General features: G+C 38.5%; 19 protein-coding genes and 1 pseudogene. 8 read left to right on the top strand and 12 right to left on the bottom strand.

Annotated features, from left to right (window positions below):
* Position 1: 1 nt before the first annotated feature.
* From DYI00_RS01815 to DYI00_RS01800, 4 genes are all read left to right on the top strand, one after another.
* On the top strand, positions 2–148 hold the full coding sequence (locus DYI00_RS01815; protein WP_011577579.1) for a hypothetical protein: 147 nt from the start codon (positions 2–4) through the stop codon (positions 146–148).
* A 3-nt stretch (positions 149–151) separates the two neighbouring features.
* Positions 152–1033 (top strand): carbon-nitrogen hydrolase, encoded by an 882-nt coding sequence (locus DYI00_RS01810; RefSeq protein WP_011577578.1) that lies wholly within the window; start codon positions 152–154, stop codon positions 1031–1033.
* Between the two features lie 101 nt (positions 1034–1134).
* Positions 1135–2448 carry a Na+/H+ antiporter family protein gene (locus DYI00_RS01805; RefSeq protein WP_011577577.1) on the top strand — a complete coding sequence of 438 codons (1314 nt, stop codon included), beginning with the start codon at positions 1135–1137 and terminating at the stop codon, positions 2446–2448.
* A 32-nt stretch (positions 2449–2480) separates the two neighbouring features.
* On the top strand, positions 2481–3764 hold the full coding sequence (locus DYI00_RS01800) for an MATE family efflux transporter (RefSeq protein ID WP_104709236.1): 1284 nt from the start codon (positions 2481–2483) through the stop codon (positions 3762–3764).
* Positions 3765–3770: 6 nt separating this feature from the next.
* On the opposite strand, the gene rny is transcribed toward DYI00_RS01800, so the two are convergent.
* Together rny and DYI00_RS01790 are read right to left on the bottom strand one after the other, a co-directional pair.
* Positions 3771–5282, bottom strand: a complete 1512-nt coding sequence (gene rny / locus DYI00_RS01795; protein WP_233755676.1) for a ribonuclease Y — start codon at positions 5280–5282, stop codon at positions 3771–3773.
* Positions 5260–5928, bottom strand: a complete 669-nt coding sequence (locus DYI00_RS01790) for a 5-formyltetrahydrofolate cyclo-ligase (RefSeq protein ID WP_081430797.1) — start codon at positions 5926–5928, stop codon at positions 5260–5262. The genes rny and DYI00_RS01790 overlap by 23 nt, the downstream gene beginning before the upstream one ends.
* A 97-nt stretch (positions 5929–6025) precedes the next feature.
* Here DYI00_RS01790 and DYI00_RS01785 point away from each other — a divergent pair, with 97 nt between their 5' ends.
* Both DYI00_RS01785 and ftsY read left to right on the top strand, forming a co-directional pair.
* Positions 6026–6577 (top strand): hypothetical protein, encoded by a 552-nt coding sequence (locus DYI00_RS01785; RefSeq protein ID WP_104687469.1) that lies wholly within the window; start codon positions 6026–6028, stop codon positions 6575–6577.
* Between the two features lie 5 nt (positions 6578–6582).
* Positions 6583–7464 carry a signal recognition particle-docking protein FtsY gene (ftsY, locus tag DYI00_RS01780; protein WP_011577572.1) on the top strand — a complete coding sequence of 294 codons (882 nt, stop codon included), beginning with the start codon at positions 6583–6585 and terminating at the stop codon, positions 7462–7464.
* A 217-nt stretch (positions 7465–7681) separates the two neighbouring features.
* On the opposite strand, the gene DYI00_RS01775 is transcribed toward ftsY, so the two are convergent.
* From DYI00_RS01775 to DYI00_RS01760, 4 genes and pseudogenes are all read right to left on the bottom strand, one after another.
* On the bottom strand, positions 7682–8002 hold the full coding sequence (locus tag DYI00_RS01775) for a YkgJ family cysteine cluster protein (RefSeq protein ID WP_011577571.1): 321 nt from the start codon (positions 8000–8002) through the stop codon (positions 7682–7684).
* 165 nt (positions 8003–8167) lie between these two features.
* Positions 8168–8332: pseudogene (locus DYI00_RS08685) on the bottom strand (sortase); the annotation flags it as partial.
* A 254-nt stretch (positions 8333–8586) separates the two neighbouring features.
* Entirely contained in the window at positions 8587–8976 is a 390-nt protein-coding gene (locus DYI00_RS01765) for a hypothetical protein (protein WP_225236259.1), read from the bottom strand.
* Positions 8977–8988: 12 nt separating this feature from the next.
* A complete protein-coding gene (locus tag DYI00_RS01760) occupies positions 8989–9330 on the bottom strand; it encodes a hypothetical protein (RefSeq protein WP_041600187.1) in 342 nt (113 codons plus the stop codon).
* 252 nt (positions 9331–9582) lie between these two features.
* On the opposite strand from DYI00_RS01760, the gene flhB reads away from it, so the two are divergent.
* Complete coding sequence (flhB, locus tag DYI00_RS01750) at positions 9583–10659, top strand: flagellar biosynthesis protein FlhB (RefSeq protein ID WP_104709229.1); 1077 nt, start codon at positions 9583–9585, stop codon at positions 10657–10659.
* Between the two features lie 196 nt (positions 10660–10855).
* On the opposite strand, the gene DYI00_RS08290 is transcribed toward flhB, so the two are convergent.
* Positions 10856–11044: a hypothetical protein gene (locus DYI00_RS08290; RefSeq protein ID WP_041600185.1), complete on the bottom strand. Its 189-nt coding sequence runs from the start codon at positions 11042–11044 to the stop codon at positions 10856–10858.
* Positions 11045–11279: 235 nt separating this feature from the next.
* Positions 11280–13838, bottom strand: coding sequence for a bifunctional aconitate hydratase 2/2-methylisocitrate dehydratase (gene acnB / locus DYI00_RS01745; RefSeq protein ID WP_011577564.1), 2559 nt, complete (start codon positions 13836–13838; stop codon positions 11280–11282).
* 131 nt (positions 13839–13969) lie between these two features.
* On the opposite strand from acnB, the gene DYI00_RS01740 reads away from it, so the two are divergent.
* Complete coding sequence (locus DYI00_RS01740; RefSeq protein ID WP_011577563.1) at positions 13970–14653, top strand: MqnA/MqnD/SBP family protein; 684 nt, start codon at positions 13970–13972, stop codon at positions 14651–14653.
* A 4-nt stretch (positions 14654–14657) separates the two neighbouring features.
* Here DYI00_RS01740 and DYI00_RS01735 read toward each other — a convergent pair whose 3' ends face one another.
* Genes DYI00_RS01735 through tyrS form a run of 4 tightly spaced genes read right to left on the bottom strand, consistent with a single transcriptional unit; the run spans position 14658 to position 19070 of the window.
* Positions 14658–15395 carry a hypothetical protein gene (locus DYI00_RS01735; RefSeq protein WP_011577562.1) on the bottom strand — a complete coding sequence of 246 codons (738 nt, stop codon included), beginning with the start codon at positions 15393–15395 and terminating at the stop codon, positions 14658–14660.
* 18 nt (positions 15396–15413) lie between these two features.
* Positions 15414–16748: an N-acetylmuramoyl-L-alanine amidase family protein gene (locus DYI00_RS01730; protein ID WP_011577561.1), complete on the bottom strand. Its 1335-nt coding sequence runs from the start codon at positions 16746–16748 to the stop codon at positions 15414–15416.
* Positions 16749–16754: 6 nt separating this feature from the next.
* Complete coding sequence (gene fabX / locus DYI00_RS01725) at positions 16755–17846, bottom strand: decanoate oxidase/trans-2-decenoyl-[acyl-carrier protein] isomerase FabX (RefSeq protein WP_104709237.1); 1092 nt, start codon at positions 17844–17846, stop codon at positions 16755–16757.
* 15 nt (positions 17847–17861) lie between these two features.
* Positions 17862–19070: a tyrosine--tRNA ligase gene (gene tyrS, locus DYI00_RS01720; RefSeq protein ID WP_115365288.1), complete on the bottom strand. Its 1209-nt coding sequence runs from the start codon at positions 19068–19070 to the stop codon at positions 17862–17864.
* Between the last annotated feature and the right edge of the window lie 12 nt (positions 19071–19082).

Raw genomic sequence — 19082 nt, 5'->3', positions numbered from 1 at the left:
AATGAAAGATTACGAAGAAGAATTGGAAGATTTTGAAGGAGAAGAATTAGAGAGCTTTGAAGAATATGATGAGGGGTATGATGATTATAAGAATGTCTATGATGATGACGATTATCAAGATTATAGCTCTGATTATGAAGAAGAGTGAAAAATGATTTGTGCGAGCATTCTCCAACACGCTTATTGCGGCTCTAGAAAAAAGACTATAGAACATACAGCACACTTGCTTGAACAAGCACTCAAAAAACACCCTAAAACCAATTTAGTGGTGTTGCAAGAATTAAACCCTTATAGTTATTTTTGCCAAAGCGAAAACCCTAAATTTTTTGATTTAGGCGAGTATTTTGAAGAAGATAAGGCTTTTTTTAGCGCTTTAGCTCAAAAGTTCAAGGTGGTGCTTGTCGCTTCTTTATTTGAAAAGCGCGCTAAAGGGTTGTATCACAATAGTGCGGTTGTGTTTGAAAAAGACGGCTCAATCGTTGGAATTTATCGCAAAATGCACATCCCTGATGATCCGGGGTTTTATGAAAAATTTTATTTCACGCCGGGGGATTTGGGTTTTGAGCCTATTGTCACAAGCGTGGGGAAATTAGGGCTTATGGTGTGTTGGGATCAATGGTATCCTGAAGCGGCTAGGATTATGGCTTTAAAAGGGGCGGAGATTTTAATCTATCCTAGTGCGATAGGGTTTTTAGAAGAAGATTCCAATGAAGAAAAAAAACGCCAGCAAAACGCATGGGAGACGATCCAAAGAGGGCATGCGATCGCTAATGGCTTGCCTTTGATTGCGACTAACAGAGTGGGTGTGGAGCTGGATCCTAGTGGCGTAATTAAGGGGGGTATTACTTTTTTTGGCTCTAGTTTTGTGGTGGGGGCTTTAGGCGAGTTTTTAGCTAAAGCGAGCGATAAAGAAGAAATTTTGTATGCAGAAATTGATTTAGGACACACAGAAGAAGTGCGCAGAATGTGGCCGTTTTTAAGAGACAGACGCATTGATTTTTATCATGATTTGTTGAAACGCTATAAAGATTGATTTTAGAAAGGATTGGCATGGCAAGTGCAGTTTTTTGTGCTAAAAAAGCGCAAAAATTCTATCATTTTTGCGTGGTATTTTCACTTTAACAAGGAGCAAAAATGCTAGAAAATAGCTCTATATGGAGCAATCCTGCCTTTGTAGCCATCATTTGCATGTGTGTTCTTAGCCTTTTAAGGCTCAATATCATGCTTTCTATGATTAGTGCAACTCTCATAGTAGGGCTTATGGGAGGGCTTGGACTCACAGAAAGCTTTAATGTGATGATAGAGGGCATGAAAGGGAATTTAAACATTGCATTAAGCTACATCCTTTTAGGGGCTTTAGCGGTAGCGATCGCTAAAAGCAATCTCATTAAAGTCGCTTTGAACAAGCTCATCAATCTCATGGATTACAAACGATCCATTTTTTGCTTTTTAATCGCTTTTATCGCATGTTTTTCGCAAAATTTAGTGCCGGTGCATATCGCTTTTATCCCTATTTTAATCCCCCCTCTTTTGCACTTGATGAACAGGCTAGAGCTCGATAGAAGAGCAGTGGCTTGTGCTTTAACTTTTGGCTTGCAAGCCCCATACTTGGTGCTTCCTGTGGGATTTGGCTTGATCTTTCAAACCACGATTTTAGAGCAATTAAAAGCTAATGGCGTGGATACGAGTTTAGCGCAAATCACAGGAGTGATGTGGATAGCGGGGTTAGCGATGGTTTTTGGACTATTCATCGCCGTGCTAGTGTTATATAAAAACCCAAGGCGCTATATAGAAAAATCTTTTAATATGGAAAATTACGCTGTGCTTCAATTAAACTACCATGATTATTTGACCTTTATAGGGATTATCGTGGCTTTTGTGATCCAATTAGCCACCGATTCTATGCCTTTAGCCGCCTTTTTGGCTTTAGCGATCATCTTGCTAGGCCGTGGTATTAAGTTTAAAGAAACAGACTCTTTAATGGATGATAGCGTGAAAATGATGGCGTTTATCGCTTTTGTGATGCTAGTGGCTAGTGGGTTTGGAGAAGTCTTGCAAAAAGTACATGCCATAGAAGCTCTAGTGAATGCAATTGCAAATGTGATCCAAGGGAAGCTTTTAGGGGCTTTGTTAATGCTTGTTGCAGGGCTTTTTATCACTATGGGGATAGGGACTTCTTTTGGCACTATTCCTATTATCGCTGTGTTTTATGTCCCTTTGTGTGCGAAATTAGGATTCAGCACGGAATCTACGATTTTACTCATTGGCATAGCCGCAGCTTTAGGTGATGCAGGTTCACCGGCTAGCGATAGCACCATGGGACCTACTTGTGGGCTTAACGCAGACAACCAACACAATCATATCTATGACACATGCGTGCCGACTTTTTTAGTCTATAACCTCCCTTTGATCGCCTTTGGGGTTGCTGGAGCGTTACTATTAGGCTAATCTATCAAATTAAGAAAATTTTTTCTTTGGCCCTGCCCTCTGGGGTCAATGCCGTTTTAGATGTGTTGGTGGTCGCGCTTTCAGTCTTTTTCGTGGGCAAAATTTCACACCATCATATTGTGGCTTTAGGGGTGGGCTTGCAGTTTTTGATGCTTTTTTATGGGATCAATACGATTTTATACACCGGCACTAACGCCATTCTTTCTAGGCTTGTGGGTGCTAGGGATTTCACTCAAATCAATAACGCTTTTTCTAGTATTTTCATTGGGGCGTTTGTGATTTGTCTAGGCGCACTGTTTGTTTCTTATTTTTTGATCGATCCTTTTTTAGCGTGGATGCAATTACAAGATCCTTCACGCCAATTGACGCAAGATTATTTAAAAGTTTTAATCATAGCGTTACCAAGTATTTTTTTAAAAAATGTTTTAGTTTCAGCGCTCACTAGTTTTTCAGACACCCTAACCCCTTTTATCGTTAAAATTGTCATGGTCATAGCATGCATTTTTTTAAATCAAGCCTTGATTTTTGGGGATTTTGGCTTTAAAGAAATGGGGATTGTGGGATCGGCTTTAGCGAATGTGATTGTCTCTTATTTGGAATTAGTTGTGCTTGGGTTTTGGATACAAATCAAAAAAATCCCTTTAAAATTCAAAATAACCTTTGATATTTCTTTTTTAAAAACCATGTTTAGAGTGGGTTGGCCAGCTGGGTTTGAACGCTTATTAACCTTATTTTCTTTAATGCTTTTGTCTAAATTTGTAGCGAGCTATGGGGATAAGGTGCTAGCGGGCATGCAAATAGGCATTAGAGTGGAAACCTTTTCATTCATGCCAGGATTTGGGTTTATGATAGCTGCGATGGTTTTAATAGGGCAAAATTTAGGGGCGAACAAGCCAAAAATTGCTACGGAATACGCACATTTGATTTTAAAAATCTCTATGAGTTTAATGGGGGTTTTAGGGATTGTTTTAATCTTGTTTGCCAAAGAATTTGCGAGCCTTTTTTCTCAAGATGAAGAAGTTTTGGAAGTAGCACGCTCTTATTTAGTCGCTGTGGGCCTCTCTCAAGCCCCCTTAATTGGGTATTTTGTGCTAGATGGAGTTTTTAGGGGGGCTGGTATTTCTAAAGTTTCGTTATGCATTAACACCTTAAGTTTATGGGGGTTAAGGATCGTGCCTATTTACCTGCTTTTAATCTATCATTTTAAGGTGGAATTTATTTTTGCGGTGATCACGCTAGAGACTTTTTTCCGCTCGCTCATTTATTATAAAGTTTTTTCTAAAGGCATTTGGAAAAGGTGTGGGAAAAAGGCTTAAAAACGCTTATTGCTTGAGCGTAGCTGTGGTTTTGAAACGACTTTCTCGCACCACTTGCACACCCACTTCGCCTACATATTGAGCACTCTCTTCTATCTTTTTAGCGATCTTTCTTGCAATAATTGGCACTTGATTATCCCTAACTTGATTGGATTTGACAATCACTCTCAATTCTCGCCCGCTCTCCATCGCATACGCCTTTTCAACCCCTTCAAACCCTAGTGCAATCTCTTCTAAAGCTTGCATGCGTTTAGCGTATTCTTCATCACTCTTTCTTCTTGCCCCAGGACGCCCCGCAGAAAGTGCATCAGCTGCGCATACGCTCGCGCACTCTATACTCATAATCTCTTCATGCCCATGGTGGGCATAGATCGCATTGATAACGACCGGATCTTCTTTATTACGCTTACACACCTCAACGCCCAAACTCACATGATCTCTCCCAAGCTCTTGAGTGAGCGCCTTACCAATATCATGCAAAATACCGGCTCTTCTAGCGAGCTTTTTATCCCCTCCAAGCTGCTCTGCAATCAAGCCGGCTAAAAGGGCAACTTCTTTAGAATGCTGTAAAGCGTTTTGCCCAAAACTAGAGCGATAACGCATTTTACCTAGTAAAATTTTAAGCTCATCTTCCATAGCCCCAAGCTCCAATTCCAACACCACGCTCTGCCCATCAGAAAGCAATTCCTTTTCCATGTTGCGCACAACTCTGTGATAAACTTCTTCAATCCGGTTAGGCTGGATACGGCCGTCTTCTATTAAAATCTTAAGCGTCTCGCTCGCCACTTCACGCCTAAAAATATTGAAACTAGACAAGCACAATTCCTTATCGCCTTCGCTAAATTCTATATCCACCCCACTGATCTTTTTAAACGCCTCAATATTTTTCCCATCTTTTCCTATCACACGGCCAATATACTCTGAGCACGGCAAAGCGATGCGGTTTGTGAAATTCTCTATCGCATAATTGCCTGCAAAACGGGCTGTCGCTTCCGCTAAAATTGCATACGATTTTTTCTTACTCTCTTCCTTGGCTTCTTTTTCATAGTGCCTGATTAATGCGCTTTTTTGCGCTTCTAGTTCTTCTTCTAATTGCTTTAAAATCATGCTTTTAATTTCTTCTTTAGTGTAAGCCATGTAATTGAGCATCACATCTAGTGCTTTGGATTGATTTTCTTTGCAGATAGCGCACTGTCTTTTAAAATTTTCTTTTTCTTGTTCTAAAATTTGGCGCTCTTTTTCAAGCTCTTGTTTTTCCTTTTCCAAATAGCGTTTTTCGTCTCTTACGAATTCTTTGTGCTGCGCTTCTAAGTGCTTCAAATACGCTTCTTTTTTGTCAAAATGGGCTTTGAGTTGCAAATTCTTATTTTCATATTGTTGTTGCAATTTGCATTCTTGACTTTTCATGCGCATCTCTTCGGCTTCCACAAAAGATTTTGCTTGAAATTCCATCAATTTAGCTTTAGCTGAAGCACTTTTTAAAACGGCTTGCCCTCTAGCATAATAGATCTTTTTCATCACATAATACATTGCTAGAGCACTGATCAAACACGCTACAATGACTTCTAATGAAATGTAAATTAACCCGTTGCCCATAATATTTCCTTTTATTATTCTTCATAACGATACGAGCATTCATGTAAAGATTTGCTTCAATGTCATAAGCGTTTGTAAGATTGTTACTGGCTAGCGCTAACTCCCTGCTCACAAATATGATTAAGGGGTGCTTTAATGGCTTTTTGAGTAATTTGGGCAAGCTTTTATCATACATGCCCAGCCCAAAACCCACGCGCCTAAAACTTGTATCCATTCCTAAAATCGGCACTACAATGCAATCTAATTCTTGCTTATAGTAGTGCGATATATTAGGCTCATCAAACCACCCTAAACGCTTTAAGGGCAACCTAAAGGGCACAATACTAAAACCCTCTTTAGAAAAACCACTACCCTTTTTGATGCTTTTAGGCAACCACACACGCTTATTTTTTTGTCTTAACTTAAAAATTAAAGACCTTATATCAAGCTCATGCCCCAATGGGCTATACAATAAAATATTTTGATAATCTTTGAGTTTCAAAAACAAAAGCTTGCAAGCTAGTTTATCTCTAATAACTCTAGCTACTTGAACCTTTTTCAAGCGTTCTTTACAAAAATCTCTAAAAATCGTTTTAATGGTTATAATCCTTAAATTTTAGACTTACATTATAGTATAATTTTAGGTTACTAGTTACCATTTTAATTATTCTTAAGGATGTTTCATAATGAGAATTAAGGCTTATTTTTTGCGTTTTATGGCACTTGTTTTTATCGTTGCGTTAAGTTTTAATGCTTGCAAAAATTCTCAAAAATCTCAAGATTCTCAAAACAATACCCCACAAGAAAATAACCCTAAAACCTACACCGCTATCGCTTCAAATAACCAAGAATACACGATTATGGGCGATTTGGATTCTTTAAGCATAAGCCCTGATACTAACACCCCTACTTTACTGATTTTAAGCGCTTTAGACAATTCTTTAAAAGATTACGCCCCAACCTTTAATATCTTAAAAAAAACTTTTAAAGATCGTTTGAATATTCTTGTTTTACTCAATAAACCCTATTCAAGCGATGCGATCAAAGACTTTAGTGCACTTTCTCAAGATAATTTCCTTATTTTAAACCCTAAAGACACCGCTCTTTTTGAGCGTTTAAACGCCTCAAAGCATTCTTTTAACATGCTTTTATACCACAAACACCAACTTATCAATATCTATCAAGGGATCGTGCCAGTAGAAATGCTCCAATTTGATATTTCCAACTTAAAGGACTAATAACCATGTTTAATTTTTTCAAAAAAATTGTCAATAAAATCAAGGGTGAAGAGGCTAAAGAAAAAAAGCGTGAAAGCGTTCCTAAAGAGGAATTAGAAGAAATTTTGATTGGCTTTGACATTCAATACGATTTAATAGAGAGTTTGTTAAAGCATTTAGGCGATTTAATTACGCCCAAGCAATTAGAAGTCGCTTTGTTGCGTTTTGTGCGTGGGGAAAGCTATTATGACAAAACACGCCTAAAAACCATCACCACAAAACCCTTAGTGCATTTAATCGTAGGGGTTAATGGGGCGGGTAAAACCACAACCATCGCTAAATTAGCCAAGCTCTCTTTAAAACAGCATAAAAAAGCGCTTTTAGGGGCAGGCGATACCTTTAGAGCGGCCGCAGTCAAACAGCTCCAGTTATGGGGCAAAAAGCTTAACATTCAAGTCATTAGTGCTAAAGAAGGGAGTGATCCAAGCTCTCTAGCTTACAACACCATAGAAAGTGCAATCGCTAAAAATATAGATGAAGTCTTTATAGACACCGCTGGACGCTTGCACAACCAAACCAATCTCAAAAACGAGCTTTCTAAGATCGCACGCACCTGCTCTAAAGTTTTAAAAGACGCCCCCTTTTATAAATTCCTTATTTTAGATGGCACGCAAGGGAGTTCTGGACTCACTCAAGCGAAAATTTTCCATGAAACTTTGGCGTTAGATGGCGTGATTATGACTAAGCTTGATGGCACTTCTAAAGGCGGAGCGATTTTAAGCGTACTGTATGAGTTGAAATTACCCATTCTTTATTTAGGAATGGGCGAAAAAGAAGACGATTTGATCGCTTTTGATGAAGAATGCTTTATAGAAGACTTGGTTGATGCGGTGTTTGTGGAGTCATGAAATTTAAAAATGCGTTTGAGCATTTTTAAAATAAAAATAAATATCAAAGAGCTTGATTTTTAATCAAGCGATAGCTTATTAAAAAGCGGTTTTCTTGGGTTAGGGGGTTTCTTAAGGGGGTTGTAGGGGGAATTATTTCAAAACACCCCCTATCCCTTTAAGGGAATGAGTTTGAAAATCCCATTTTTTAATTCAGTAAAAATAGAGCCATTTTAAATTATTGATTAAGAATGACCCTAAAGCTCACATCCATGTGGTTTGCTTCCTGTAAGGCGTTGCAAATTTCTGCATTTTTGGCATAAAACTCTTTGCGTGGGATATGAGAAAAAAGCTTCTTGCACACCTCATCAATCCTGCAAATTAATGGGCGAGATTCATACATCTTACACAAACTCGTTTTCAAATTCAAAAATTTGCACACCCCATTGCCGGTGTCAAACTCTTTAAGTTCAATAATCCCGGTGATATTTTTACAGCAAAGCCCACAAGAGATGCAAGGGAAACGATTGAGAATCGTTTGCTTTTTTGATTCTTTCATTCTTCTTTCTCTCTTTTAAGGCTCTATAGCCCTAAGAAGTCTTATCGTCATCTCTTAGATATTCAAGTTGCACTTGCCTAGATTTAACGCTATCCAAGTTATTATGCCCACTTTCTTGCCCTCCTTCTAGGGCATTCATCTGCCCTTTCATAAGCTCCAAAGCTTTTTGCGTCTTTTGGCGATGGCATCTTGAGAAAGTGAGAAAAATAGTGCATCAAATTTTGTGATTTGCCTAGTGAAAAGCTTCGCCATTTTCTCAACGGCTTGAAGTTGAGAAATTATCACATCCGCTTTTTTGACGGCTTCTTCAACTTGAGAAAAGCATGCTTGCAATCAGACTCCACAGGCTCAAGCCCTTTTCTTTGTCGCTTCTTGTAAATCCTCTGCTTTTTTGATAATATCATCGGCATTCATGTTATCATCGATCGCATCAATCCCTTTTTTAATTCCATATCCTGTTGCCACTAGGGTTACTCTAGCTACAATAAATGGTCATAGCATGTTTTCTCCTTTAAATTTCTGTTCTTCCACGACTAGTTATGAAATCCCAACCCCTTTGGAATTATCAAATAACGGCTTTTGACCTAGCCATTCTTGGCTCTTATTAATTGGCTACTTATGGTTAGATCTGCATCCCCTGTATAAAGTGCATTTTTAAGTTCATCAAAACTCTCATTAAAGAATTTTACATTCCCATGAAAATATTGCTCAAACACCTCCTTAAATTGATTTTGATAGATCTCTAATAGAATGTTTGCACGGCATGCCTCTTCAATTTCAATGCACCTTTGGTGCACTAGCTTAGCCTCTTTGAAAGCCTTTAACGAGATGCCATAAAAAGTTTGGCTCAACGCCACACCCATAAAAGCTCCGATCATCGCCCCAACCCTAGGAATAGGGATAGCTAATTGACCAATGCCTGCCATAACTCCACCGCTTAAAGAGTGGTGTTGGTTTTCCCAAGCCGTTCGCAAAGCTCCATCTTATCAATCTTTCCAGAAAAATAGCGAATTAAAACCGTGACATTTTCCATACAAGCACCCACAATTATCGCAGGTACTGATCCCTTGCCAAGGCTTTGGTGATTTTATTGGTATTTTTTCCACCATCTTTTCCAAACCTAAGCTTACAAACTTTTTACTAAGATTAAGCATTGCTCTCTTTGTAATATCCTTGTGCAATCCTTTAGGATCCTTGCCATTTGCAAAACGCTCATAGATATTTGTTGCTAATGAAACCACAGATCTTATAAATGTCTCACTCTCTGCAGCACTCACCCCCACTTCATGGAAGCTTTGCAGTGGAATATTTTGAATGTTTTCTAACATGAATTATCTCCTCTTTATCGGTGTTAATAGGCGAGATTTAAAAAAGCGAGAAGTTTTAGGGATTCTAAAAAAGGCGTATAAGTAACCCCCCCCCCGAAAGACCGGACATAAAAAAGCCAGAAAAAAATTAAAAACTTTTTCACAAGACACTCCTTTTTGTTTAATCCTAAGCAAATCGCCTTATTTTCTAGCAAAAACATGTTTTTAGCGTATTGATGATAAAATAAAAAATCGTTTGATAAGTGAGGATGCATGGCTGAAGAAGAAAAGACCGAGCTCCCTAGTGCGAAAAAAATCCAAAAAGCCAGAGAAGAAGGCAATGTGCCTAAAAGCATGGAAGTGGTGGGGTTTTTAGGGTTATTGGCTGGGCTATTAAGTATTTTTGTTTTCTTTATATGGTGGGTGGATGGCTTTAGCGAGATGTATCGCCATGTGTTGAAAGACTTTTCTTTAGATTTTAGTAGAGAAAGCGTTCAAGAGCTTTTCAACCAGCTCGCTAAAGACACTTTTTTATTAATCTTGCCTATTTTAATCATTTTAGTAATGGTGGCGTTTTTGTCTAATGTCTTGCAATTTGGTTGGCTCTTTGCCCCTAAAGCCATTGAGCCTAAACTTTCTAAAATAAACCCTATCAATGGCGTTAAAAACCTTTTTTCTTTAAAAAAGCTCCTTGATGGGAGTTTGATCACTCTAAAGGTTTTTTTAGCTTTTTTTCTAGGGTTTTTCATTTTTTCTTTATTTTTAGGGGAATTAAACCATGCGGCTCTTTTGAATTTAAAAGACCAATTATTGTGGTTTAAAAACAAGGCGTTATTGCTCATTTCTTCGCTTTTATTTTTATTTTTTATCTTGGCTTTTATTGATTTAATCATCAAGCGCCGCCAATACACCAACTCTTTAAAAATGACCAAACAAGAAGTTAAGGACGAATACAAACAGCAAGAAGGAAGCCCAGAAGTCAAAGCCAAAATACGCCAAACGATGATGAGAAACGCCGCCAACAAAATGATGCAAGAAATCCCTAAAACCAATGTCGTAGTGACTAACCCCACCCACTATGCTGTCGCTCTCAAATTTGATGAAGAACACCCTGTGCCTGTGGTAGTGGCTAAAGGCACGGATCATTTAGCTATTAGGATTAAGGGCATTGCCAGAGAGTATGATATAGAAATTATAGAAAATAAAACGCTCGCCAGAGAGCTTTATAGAGATGTGAAGTTAAACGCTGCCATACCGGAAGAATTGTTTGAAGCGGTAGCGATTGTCTTTGCTCAAGTGGCTAAATTGGAGCAAGAACGCCAAAAACAAAAGATTATTAAACCTCTTTAAAATGTTAATGATAATGGGTAAAACATTCCAAAACATTAAATAAAAATTTTTGGCTCTGTTTTTATCTAATACCAACAACTAAAACTTTATTAATGGGATTTTGGTTGCTTTATTTTATAGATTTAGTTTTATATTTATAGTGAAACTCATTTTCTTAAGGCGTATGGCATTTTTTAATATCTTTAAAATGAATTTCCTAAAATTTTATTATTATAGAATAATTTAACCCTAACAAGGGGACTAATTTTACCCCTACAAAACTTAAGAGAATTTTTCTAAGACGCACAAGATCTAAGTCGGGAATGATCTCAAACCCTATAAAACCCCTATTATATGGATACAGAGCGAGAATTAAACCCTCTCTAACTTTAATTTTTTCAATCATCAAAGGGCTAAATTGTGTATGCTTTCATGCTTTGATTATCCCCTAGCACCAATTATAGATATAAGGTCTTAAACTCACTAGTGCTTAATATATCTTTATCCATATTCACTAATTGCCCAAACAATACCTCTTGTACTTTTTTTAAACGACTTTTTTCATTACCACTCCTTTATTTTATTCTCTCTACTCAGCCACAGCTAAATAAAGGGGATCACCCCTTTTAATAAAAATAAAACTAGAGCCTGAATTTCTCCATCAAGTTAAAGTTCATGTAGCGATAGATCTTGTCTTTTTGGCTTTCTAGCTTTTCACTCACTAAATTCATGTATTCTTCTTTAGTGGGGATTCTCCCTAGTAAAGCACACACCGCCCCAAGCTCCGCACTACCTAAATACACTTTAGCCCCTCTGCCCATACGATTATCAAAATTGCGTGTGGAAGTGGAAAAGACGACCGCATTATCCCTAACTCTCGCTTGATTGCCCATGCACAAGCTACAGCCCGGAACTTCAGTCCTTGCTCCAGCAGCCCCAAAAATCGCATAATAACCCTCATTAATAAGCTCTTGTTCGTCCATTTTACTAGGTGGCACTACCCAAAGGCGTGCTTGACTAGGGGGAGCGTTTTTAACGATTTCGCCAAAGGCTCTAAAATGCCCAATATTTGTCATGCAAGAGCCAATAAACACTTCATCAATAGCGTGAGGTCTTTTTCCGGTCGTATCCGCTAAAACTTCGCTCAGAGTGGCGACATCATCAGGATCGTTGGGGCAAGCCAAAATAGGCTCAGTGATTTCTGTTACATCAATTTCAATGACAGCAGCATATTGGGCATTACTATCTGGCTCTAATAACACCGGTTTATCCACCCAAGCTTGCATCACATCTCTGCGTTTTTTCAAAGTCTCTTTATCTTCATAACCGCTTGCAATCATTTCATCAATAAGCTTGATATTGGATTTCAAGTATTCAATCATCGGTTCTTTATTCAAACGCACCACACAAGCAGCCGCACTCCTTTCTGCACTCGCATCGCTCAATTCAAAAGCCTGCTCCATTTTAATATCAGGCAAGCCCTCAATCTCTAAAATACGGCCGTTAAAGACATTGGTTTTACCTTTTTTCTCCACCGTGAGTAACCCTTTTTTAATCGCATAATAAGGGATCGCATTCACTAAATCCCTTAAGGTGATCCCAAGGTTCATTTCCCCTTTAAAACGCACCAACACCGATTCTGGCATGTTCAATGGCATCGTGCCTGTAACCGCCGCAAAAGCGACTAGCCCACTCCCTGCAGGGAAACTAATACCTAGAGGGAAACGAGTGTGGCTATCCCCCCCTGTGCCTAAAGTGTCAGGCAATCCCATACGATTAAGCCATGTATGGATCACGCCATCGCCCGGATGCAATGCCACGCCCCCTCTTTGGGTGATAAAGCTAGGCAAAGTCGCATGCAAACTCACATCGCTAGGCTTTGGATAAGCAGCAGTATGGCAAAAACTTTGCAACACAAAAGGTGCATCAAATTTCAAGCTCGCTAATTCTTTAACCTCATCTCTGGTCATCGCCCCTGTGGTGTCTTGACTGCCTACAGTGGTAACCTTTGGCTCACAATAAGTGCCAGGCAAAATTCCCTCTACCCCACAAGCACGACCTACAATTTTTTGGGCTAAAGTGTAGCCTTTAGCGTCGCTTTTGGGAGCGGATGGCTTTTTAAACGCTTCAGATTCGCCAAGCCCTAAGAATTTACGTGCTTTGTTAGTCAAACCCCTACCAATGATTAAAGGGATACGCCCAGAAGCCCTCACTTCATCTAATAAAGTTTCAGGCTCTAGTTTAAAGGTGCTAACCACTTTATCATTCAGCGTGATTTCGCCTTTATAAGGGTAAATTTTAATAATATCGCCCTCTTTTAAGTCTTTAACATCAGCCACAATGGGTAACGCCCCACTATCTTCACAAGTCGCAAAGAAAATCGGAGCAATCACTCCCCCAATCACAATGCCCCCACTCCTTTTATTAGGCACGAAAGGAATGTCCTTACCAAAATGCCACATGATAGAGTTTGTTGCGCTTTTTCTAGAGCTTCCTGTGCCTACCACATCACCCACATACGCCACAGGAACGCCTTTAGTTTTAATGGCTTTTATGCGTTGTTCGTAGTTTTCAATCCTGTTTTTTAACATGGCTTTGGCGTGTAAAGGAATATCGCTTCGTGTAAAAGCATCGCTCGCTGGACTTAAATCATCGGTATTGGTTTCGCCATCAATTTTAAACACGCACGCTTCAATGCATTCATTCAAAGGCTCTTTATTCAAAAACCATTCTGCATTCGCCCAAGATTCTATCACTTCTTTAGCTAAAGCGTTAGTTTTACTCATTGTGGCAATTTTATCAAACGATCCATAAACTAAAAGAGTGGTTTTTAAAGCTTTCGCGCTCTCTCTAGCGATGTTTTTGTCTTGGCTTTCTAAACCCACAATCAAAGGCTCTACATTATAGCCTCCAAGCATCGTGCCTAAAAGAGTGGTCGCTTCTAAAGCGCTAATATGCACACATTCTAGTTTTTTTTGAGACAATTTGGCTAAAAATTCCGCTTTGACTTTCGCCCCCTCATCAACCCCAGGGCTCACTCTATGAATGAGTAACTCTTTAGCAAAAGCGGCGTTTGTGGGATCTTTCATCAAAATCTCAACGACGGCTTCCACTTGTTTAGCGTTTAAAGGAAGTGCCGGAATGCCCTCGCTTTCCCTTTCTAAAACGCTTTTTTTGTAATCTTCTAAAAAATCTTTCATTATTTCTCCTTGATTTAAATCGCATTATTTACCAATGATCCAATAATTTCCCCATGATAACAAAACTCTTTTTACTTTTAGTTAAGTTGTAAGAAACTTTAGCTACCATGCGATACAAAAAAGGATTTTAAGTGCGTTTTGGTAAAATTGACTATTTGAACATGCTCCCCTTTGATGTGTTTATCAAATCCTACCCCACCCCTTGGCATTTCAAGCAATTTTTACGGCTTAAAAAAACCTACCCCTCCAAACTCAATCAAAGTTTTTTATTTAGGCGTATTGATGCAGGCTTTATTTCTTCTATCGCTAGCTATCAATTCGCTCTTTATCCTTATTCTCTAGGCATTGTGGCTTATAAAGAAGTTTTAAGCGTGTTAGTTATAAATCAAGAAAACGCTTTTGATAAAGAAAGCGCTTCTTCAAACGCCCTTTCTCAAGTGTTGGGGTTAAAAGGCGAAGTTTTAATCGGCAATAAAGCGTTGCAATTTTATTATTCTAACCCTAAAAAAGATTTTATAGATTTAGCCGCTCTTTGGTATGAAAAAAAACGCTTACCCTTTGTTTTTGGGCGTTTGTGCTATTATCAAAACAAGGATTTTTACAAACGCTTGTCTTTAATATTCAAACATAAAAAAACAAAAATCCCTTACTATATCCTTAAGGAAGTGAGCTTGAAAACAAACTTGAAACGCCAAGACATTCTAAATTACTTGCAAAAAATTTACTACACTTTGGGAAAAAAAGAACGATTAGGTTTGAAAGCGTTCTATCGTGAATTGTTATTCAAACGCATTCAAAAGCCTAAGCGTTTTTAAATATCTAAATCTTATGCTCCAAGCACCTTAAAGTGTTATGCACATATTCTAAAAGCCACCCTAACAAACCTAAAAGATAAAAACCTAATCGCATGCCATAATATTCTTTGGTTTGAATAAACATGCCAGAACATAGCACAATGACACTAAGCCCTACAATTAAAATGAGCGTGTTAGCGTATTCATAAAGTCCAAAAAGGTGCTTGTGATAGATTAAAACCAGTATAAACAAAATAAGAGCGAGCATAAAAAGGGAAAAATCCACGCAATCATACACGCTTAAAAATCTAAAACTCTGTAAAGAAGACGCAAAAATCCACACAATGCAAATATTCACAGAAGGCAAGAAAGATTGCTTCATACTAGCCCCTAAAAAACGCCACAATAAAGTCCCTAAAAGTGCAAAATAGAAAAGATAAAGCACGATTAAAGAATTTTTAATAGGAAAATTCCAAGCGTAGAAAGAAAGGCATAATATCCCTATGCAAGCACATTTTTGGCGCGTGAGAGTGAAAGGCTTTAAAATAAGCACAAGCAAATAAATTAAAGAAACGCCTATAAGCCCCAAGTAATCTAATTTGATAATGAAATCATAAACATGGTTTTCAAACAAAAAAAACAATTGGGAAAAATCATTGCTAAAATGCGAAAACAACAAAGTTTCCACATTAAACAAAAACAACAAAAAAAACAAAGAAGAAAAAACAACCTTATGCGTGTATATCTTTTGGTAAAAATTCATCTATAACCTAATCATTGCCTAATCATTCTTGCTGAAGAAACTATCAATGCCATCAGCAATGCCCTTAGCCAAGATTTTTTGATACGGTTTGCTTTGGATGCGTTTAGATTCTATCGCATGGGAATTATAACCAATTTCTATTAAGATTGAAGGCATTAAAGCCCCAGCTAACACCCAAAAAGGTCCCTCCCTAACACCCCCATCCACCACATCAGGGTAATTTTTACGGATATTTTGGAGCATGCCGTATTGCACATCAATCGCTAATTTGTTAGAGGCAATCAATCGTTTTGTGTTCAACGAATTCAAAAACAAACTTTTAGAAAAATAATCCATCAAATTCACATCGTGTTTATTTTCTTGCTCAGCCACTTTTCTAGCCCTTTCACTCCTTGCGGTGGATAAAAAATAAGTCTCTATGCCATGGGCGTTATAGGTGGAATGTTTGGGAATGGAGTTAGCGTGCACTGAGATGAATAAATCCGCACTTTTTTTATTGGCTAATTCCGTGCGGGCCACTAAATCAATATAAATGTCCTTATTCCTTGTTAATAAAACGCTGTAACCTCTTTTTTTAAGCTCTTTATTTAAAAACTTCACCACTTCTAAAACAATGTCTTTTTCACAAACAAAATTCGCACTCATCGCCCCGCAATCCTTACCTCCATGCCCAGCGTCTAAAACGATTTTTTTGTGTTTTTTATATTTTTTTGGTGCAATTAAAATATCCGGTTTTTCTGCTGTAAAAATTGGATTATTATTCTTACTTTCTGCTTCTTTTTTAGGAACTTCTTTTTTAGTGCTCCTTTCGTTTAATTGAGGATGCGTGTGCTTTGAGTGTGCATGCTTATTGGGCGTTTTCTCTTTGGTCTCTTTGGTCTCTTTGGTCTCTTTTTTAATGGGTTTATGGGTAGGTTTTGGTGCGGTATGCTTTGAAATAGCGGTTTTTAGTGCGGTGTGTTTGGGTGGTTTGGGCGTTATCTTATGCCCTATGAGAGACTTTTTCTCCACGATAGAAACATAGAGCTTGTCTTTAAGGATTTTGACTTCATAAGTCATTTTAGGTGTATAGCCAATGACCACTCGTGCTAATTTAGGGCTAAACTGTGCGATCGTGATGAAAGATTGATGAGAAAATTGGTAATGCTTTTTAGGAATGGTTAAAATGGCTTCTAATTCCAAATAACTCTTAAAATTTTTGAGCGAAACTTCTTTGAATTTCTTAATTTCTTGATTGAATGAGATTCTAACGCTGCTAGAGCCAAAAGGCACGATGTTGATAATCTTAAGGGTTGTAGCGTAAGCACAATGCAACCACAAAAGACATGCAACAACCCCTAATCTCACAAGCACTACAATTTAGCCCTCTGTAAGCTCTTTGATGAGTTCATGCACGCTGATAATCTTATCCACTCTATAACCATTAGCCCCAGTGAAATAAAGCCCCTCTTCTCTGTTGCCCAAATAACTACGCCCCAAACCATCAGCGATGCAATAGCCCACTTTTTTAGCTTCTTGCCCTCTGTTGCAAGGCGTTACGCAATTACTCACGCATGCGATTTTAGGTGCATTACCCTCTGCAATGCGTTTGATCACCCCTGTATTGATAGCCCTAGCCGGATAACCTACGGGCGATTTAATGAGTAGAATATCTTCTTTTTTGAGCGTGGGCAAAAGCTCTGCATACACTTTAGCGTCGCATTCTTTAGTGCCTAAAAAACGAGTCGCCATCTGCACCCCACTCGCTCCAAGGCTTAACATGGTGTTTATATCTTTCCTATCCCAAATCCCTCCAGCTGCAATGATGGGGGGATTCCCCCATTCTTTAGAAGCTTCCACGACTTTAGGTACCAAATTCTCTAATTGAAACTCTTCTTTAAAACAATCTTCATATTTAAAGCCCTGATGCCCCCCACTCAAAGGTCCTTCCACAATAAACGCATCCGGGATTCTTTTATAGCGATCGCCCCACCTTTTGCAAAGGATTTTTAAAGCCTTCGCTGAAGAAATAATGGGGATCAATGCCACATCACTAAAATCTTTAGCGAATTCAGGCATGTTCGTGGGCAAGCCAGCCCCTGTAATAATAATATTCGCTCCCGCCTCGCAAGCATCCCTTAAAACACGACCATAGTCATTGATAGCGTATAAAATATTAGCCCCTAAAGGGTTGTTGCCACAAATTTTCCTAGCGTTTGCAAAAATTTCATTCAACGCCTTTTTGGAGTAAAAATTCAACGCTTCAAAGGGTTTTTTAGCTACAATCCTTTCTACAAATCTCATGTTTTTATAATAGCCAGTCCCCACGGCTGAAATCACTCCCAAAACCCCTTCTTTGGCAGCATTTCCAGCCAATTCATCCCAACTAATCCCCACACCCATGCCCCCTTGAAAGATAGGGAATTTTATGGTGTGTTTGCCGATTTTTAGCGGTTTGAGTGTTGATACCATCGCTCTTTTCCTCAATTAGTTAATATTTAGTTTCATAAATCTTTTCTTGCCAAGTTGTATGACATAATTCCCTTTAACAAACCGATAACCCTCATCTTTTACCACTTCTTGATCAATTCTTACCCCTCCCCCTTGTATATCACGCCTAGCTTGTGAAGTGGATGGGCAAAAACCAATTTGTTTTAAAACATCTAATACCCCAACCCCCTCATCAAACGCGCTCTCCGAAAGGTTTTCTGGCAAAAGGTTCGTGCTAAACACTTTAGAAAATTGCTCTTTAGCCTTGTTCGCTTGATCTTTATCATAATAGCGAGTTACGATTTCACTAGCAAGATCCTCTTTAACGGCTTTAGGGTGCAAGGTTTGATTCAAAATCCCATGTTTTAAGTCTTCAATTTCTTCTAAAGTCTTAGCGCTTAAAAGGGTGTAATACCGCCACATAAGATCATCGCTCACGCTCATAAGCTTCCCAAACATCGCATTAGGCTCTTCAGTGATCCCTACATAATTCCCCAAGCTTTTACTCATTTTTTGCACCCCATCAAGCCCTTCTAATAAGGGCATGGTGATAATAGATTGCTCTTTATTCAAGCCATAAGCTCGTTGCAAAAAGCGCCCCACAAGCAAATTAAACTTTTGATCATTGCCCCCAAGCTCAATATCCGCATCCATCGCCACTGAATCATAGCCTTGCAACAAGGGGTATAAAAATTCCACGATGCTAATTGGGCGATTTTCTTTATAGCGTTTGGTAAAATCATCCCTTTCTAGCATTCTAGCGACTGAAAACTTAGCACACAATTCTACCATACCTTTTGTGCCTAAACTATCAAGCCAAGTGGAATTAAAGCACACCTCCGTGTGTTTTTGATCTAAGATTTTATAGATTTGCTCTTCATAAGTTTGAGCGTTTTCTAAGACTTGATCCTGGTTTAGGGGCTTTCTTGTTTCATTTTTTCCTGTAGGATCGCCTATCATAGCAGTAAAATCCCCAATCAAAAACTTGACTCTCGCCCCATATTGTTGCAACAAAGCCAATTTTTGGATCAATACCGTATGTCCTAAATGCAAATCTGGAGCGGTAGGATCAAACCCAGCTTTAACGATAAAGCGCTCATTGGTTTCATAATATTTTCTCACTAGCTTTTCAATGTGTTCCAATCCAATGATTTCATTAGTGCCTCTAGCAATTTCTTTTAAGGCGATACTTATTTTTTGTTCCATGTTTATTCCTTA

This window comes from Helicobacter acinonychis (genome assembly GCF_900461455.1).
In the GTDB taxonomy this organism is placed as follows: domain Bacteria; phylum Campylobacterota; class Campylobacteria; order Campylobacterales; family Helicobacteraceae; genus Helicobacter; species Helicobacter acinonychis.
This window is presented reverse-complemented; position numbering and strand designations above follow the sequence as displayed.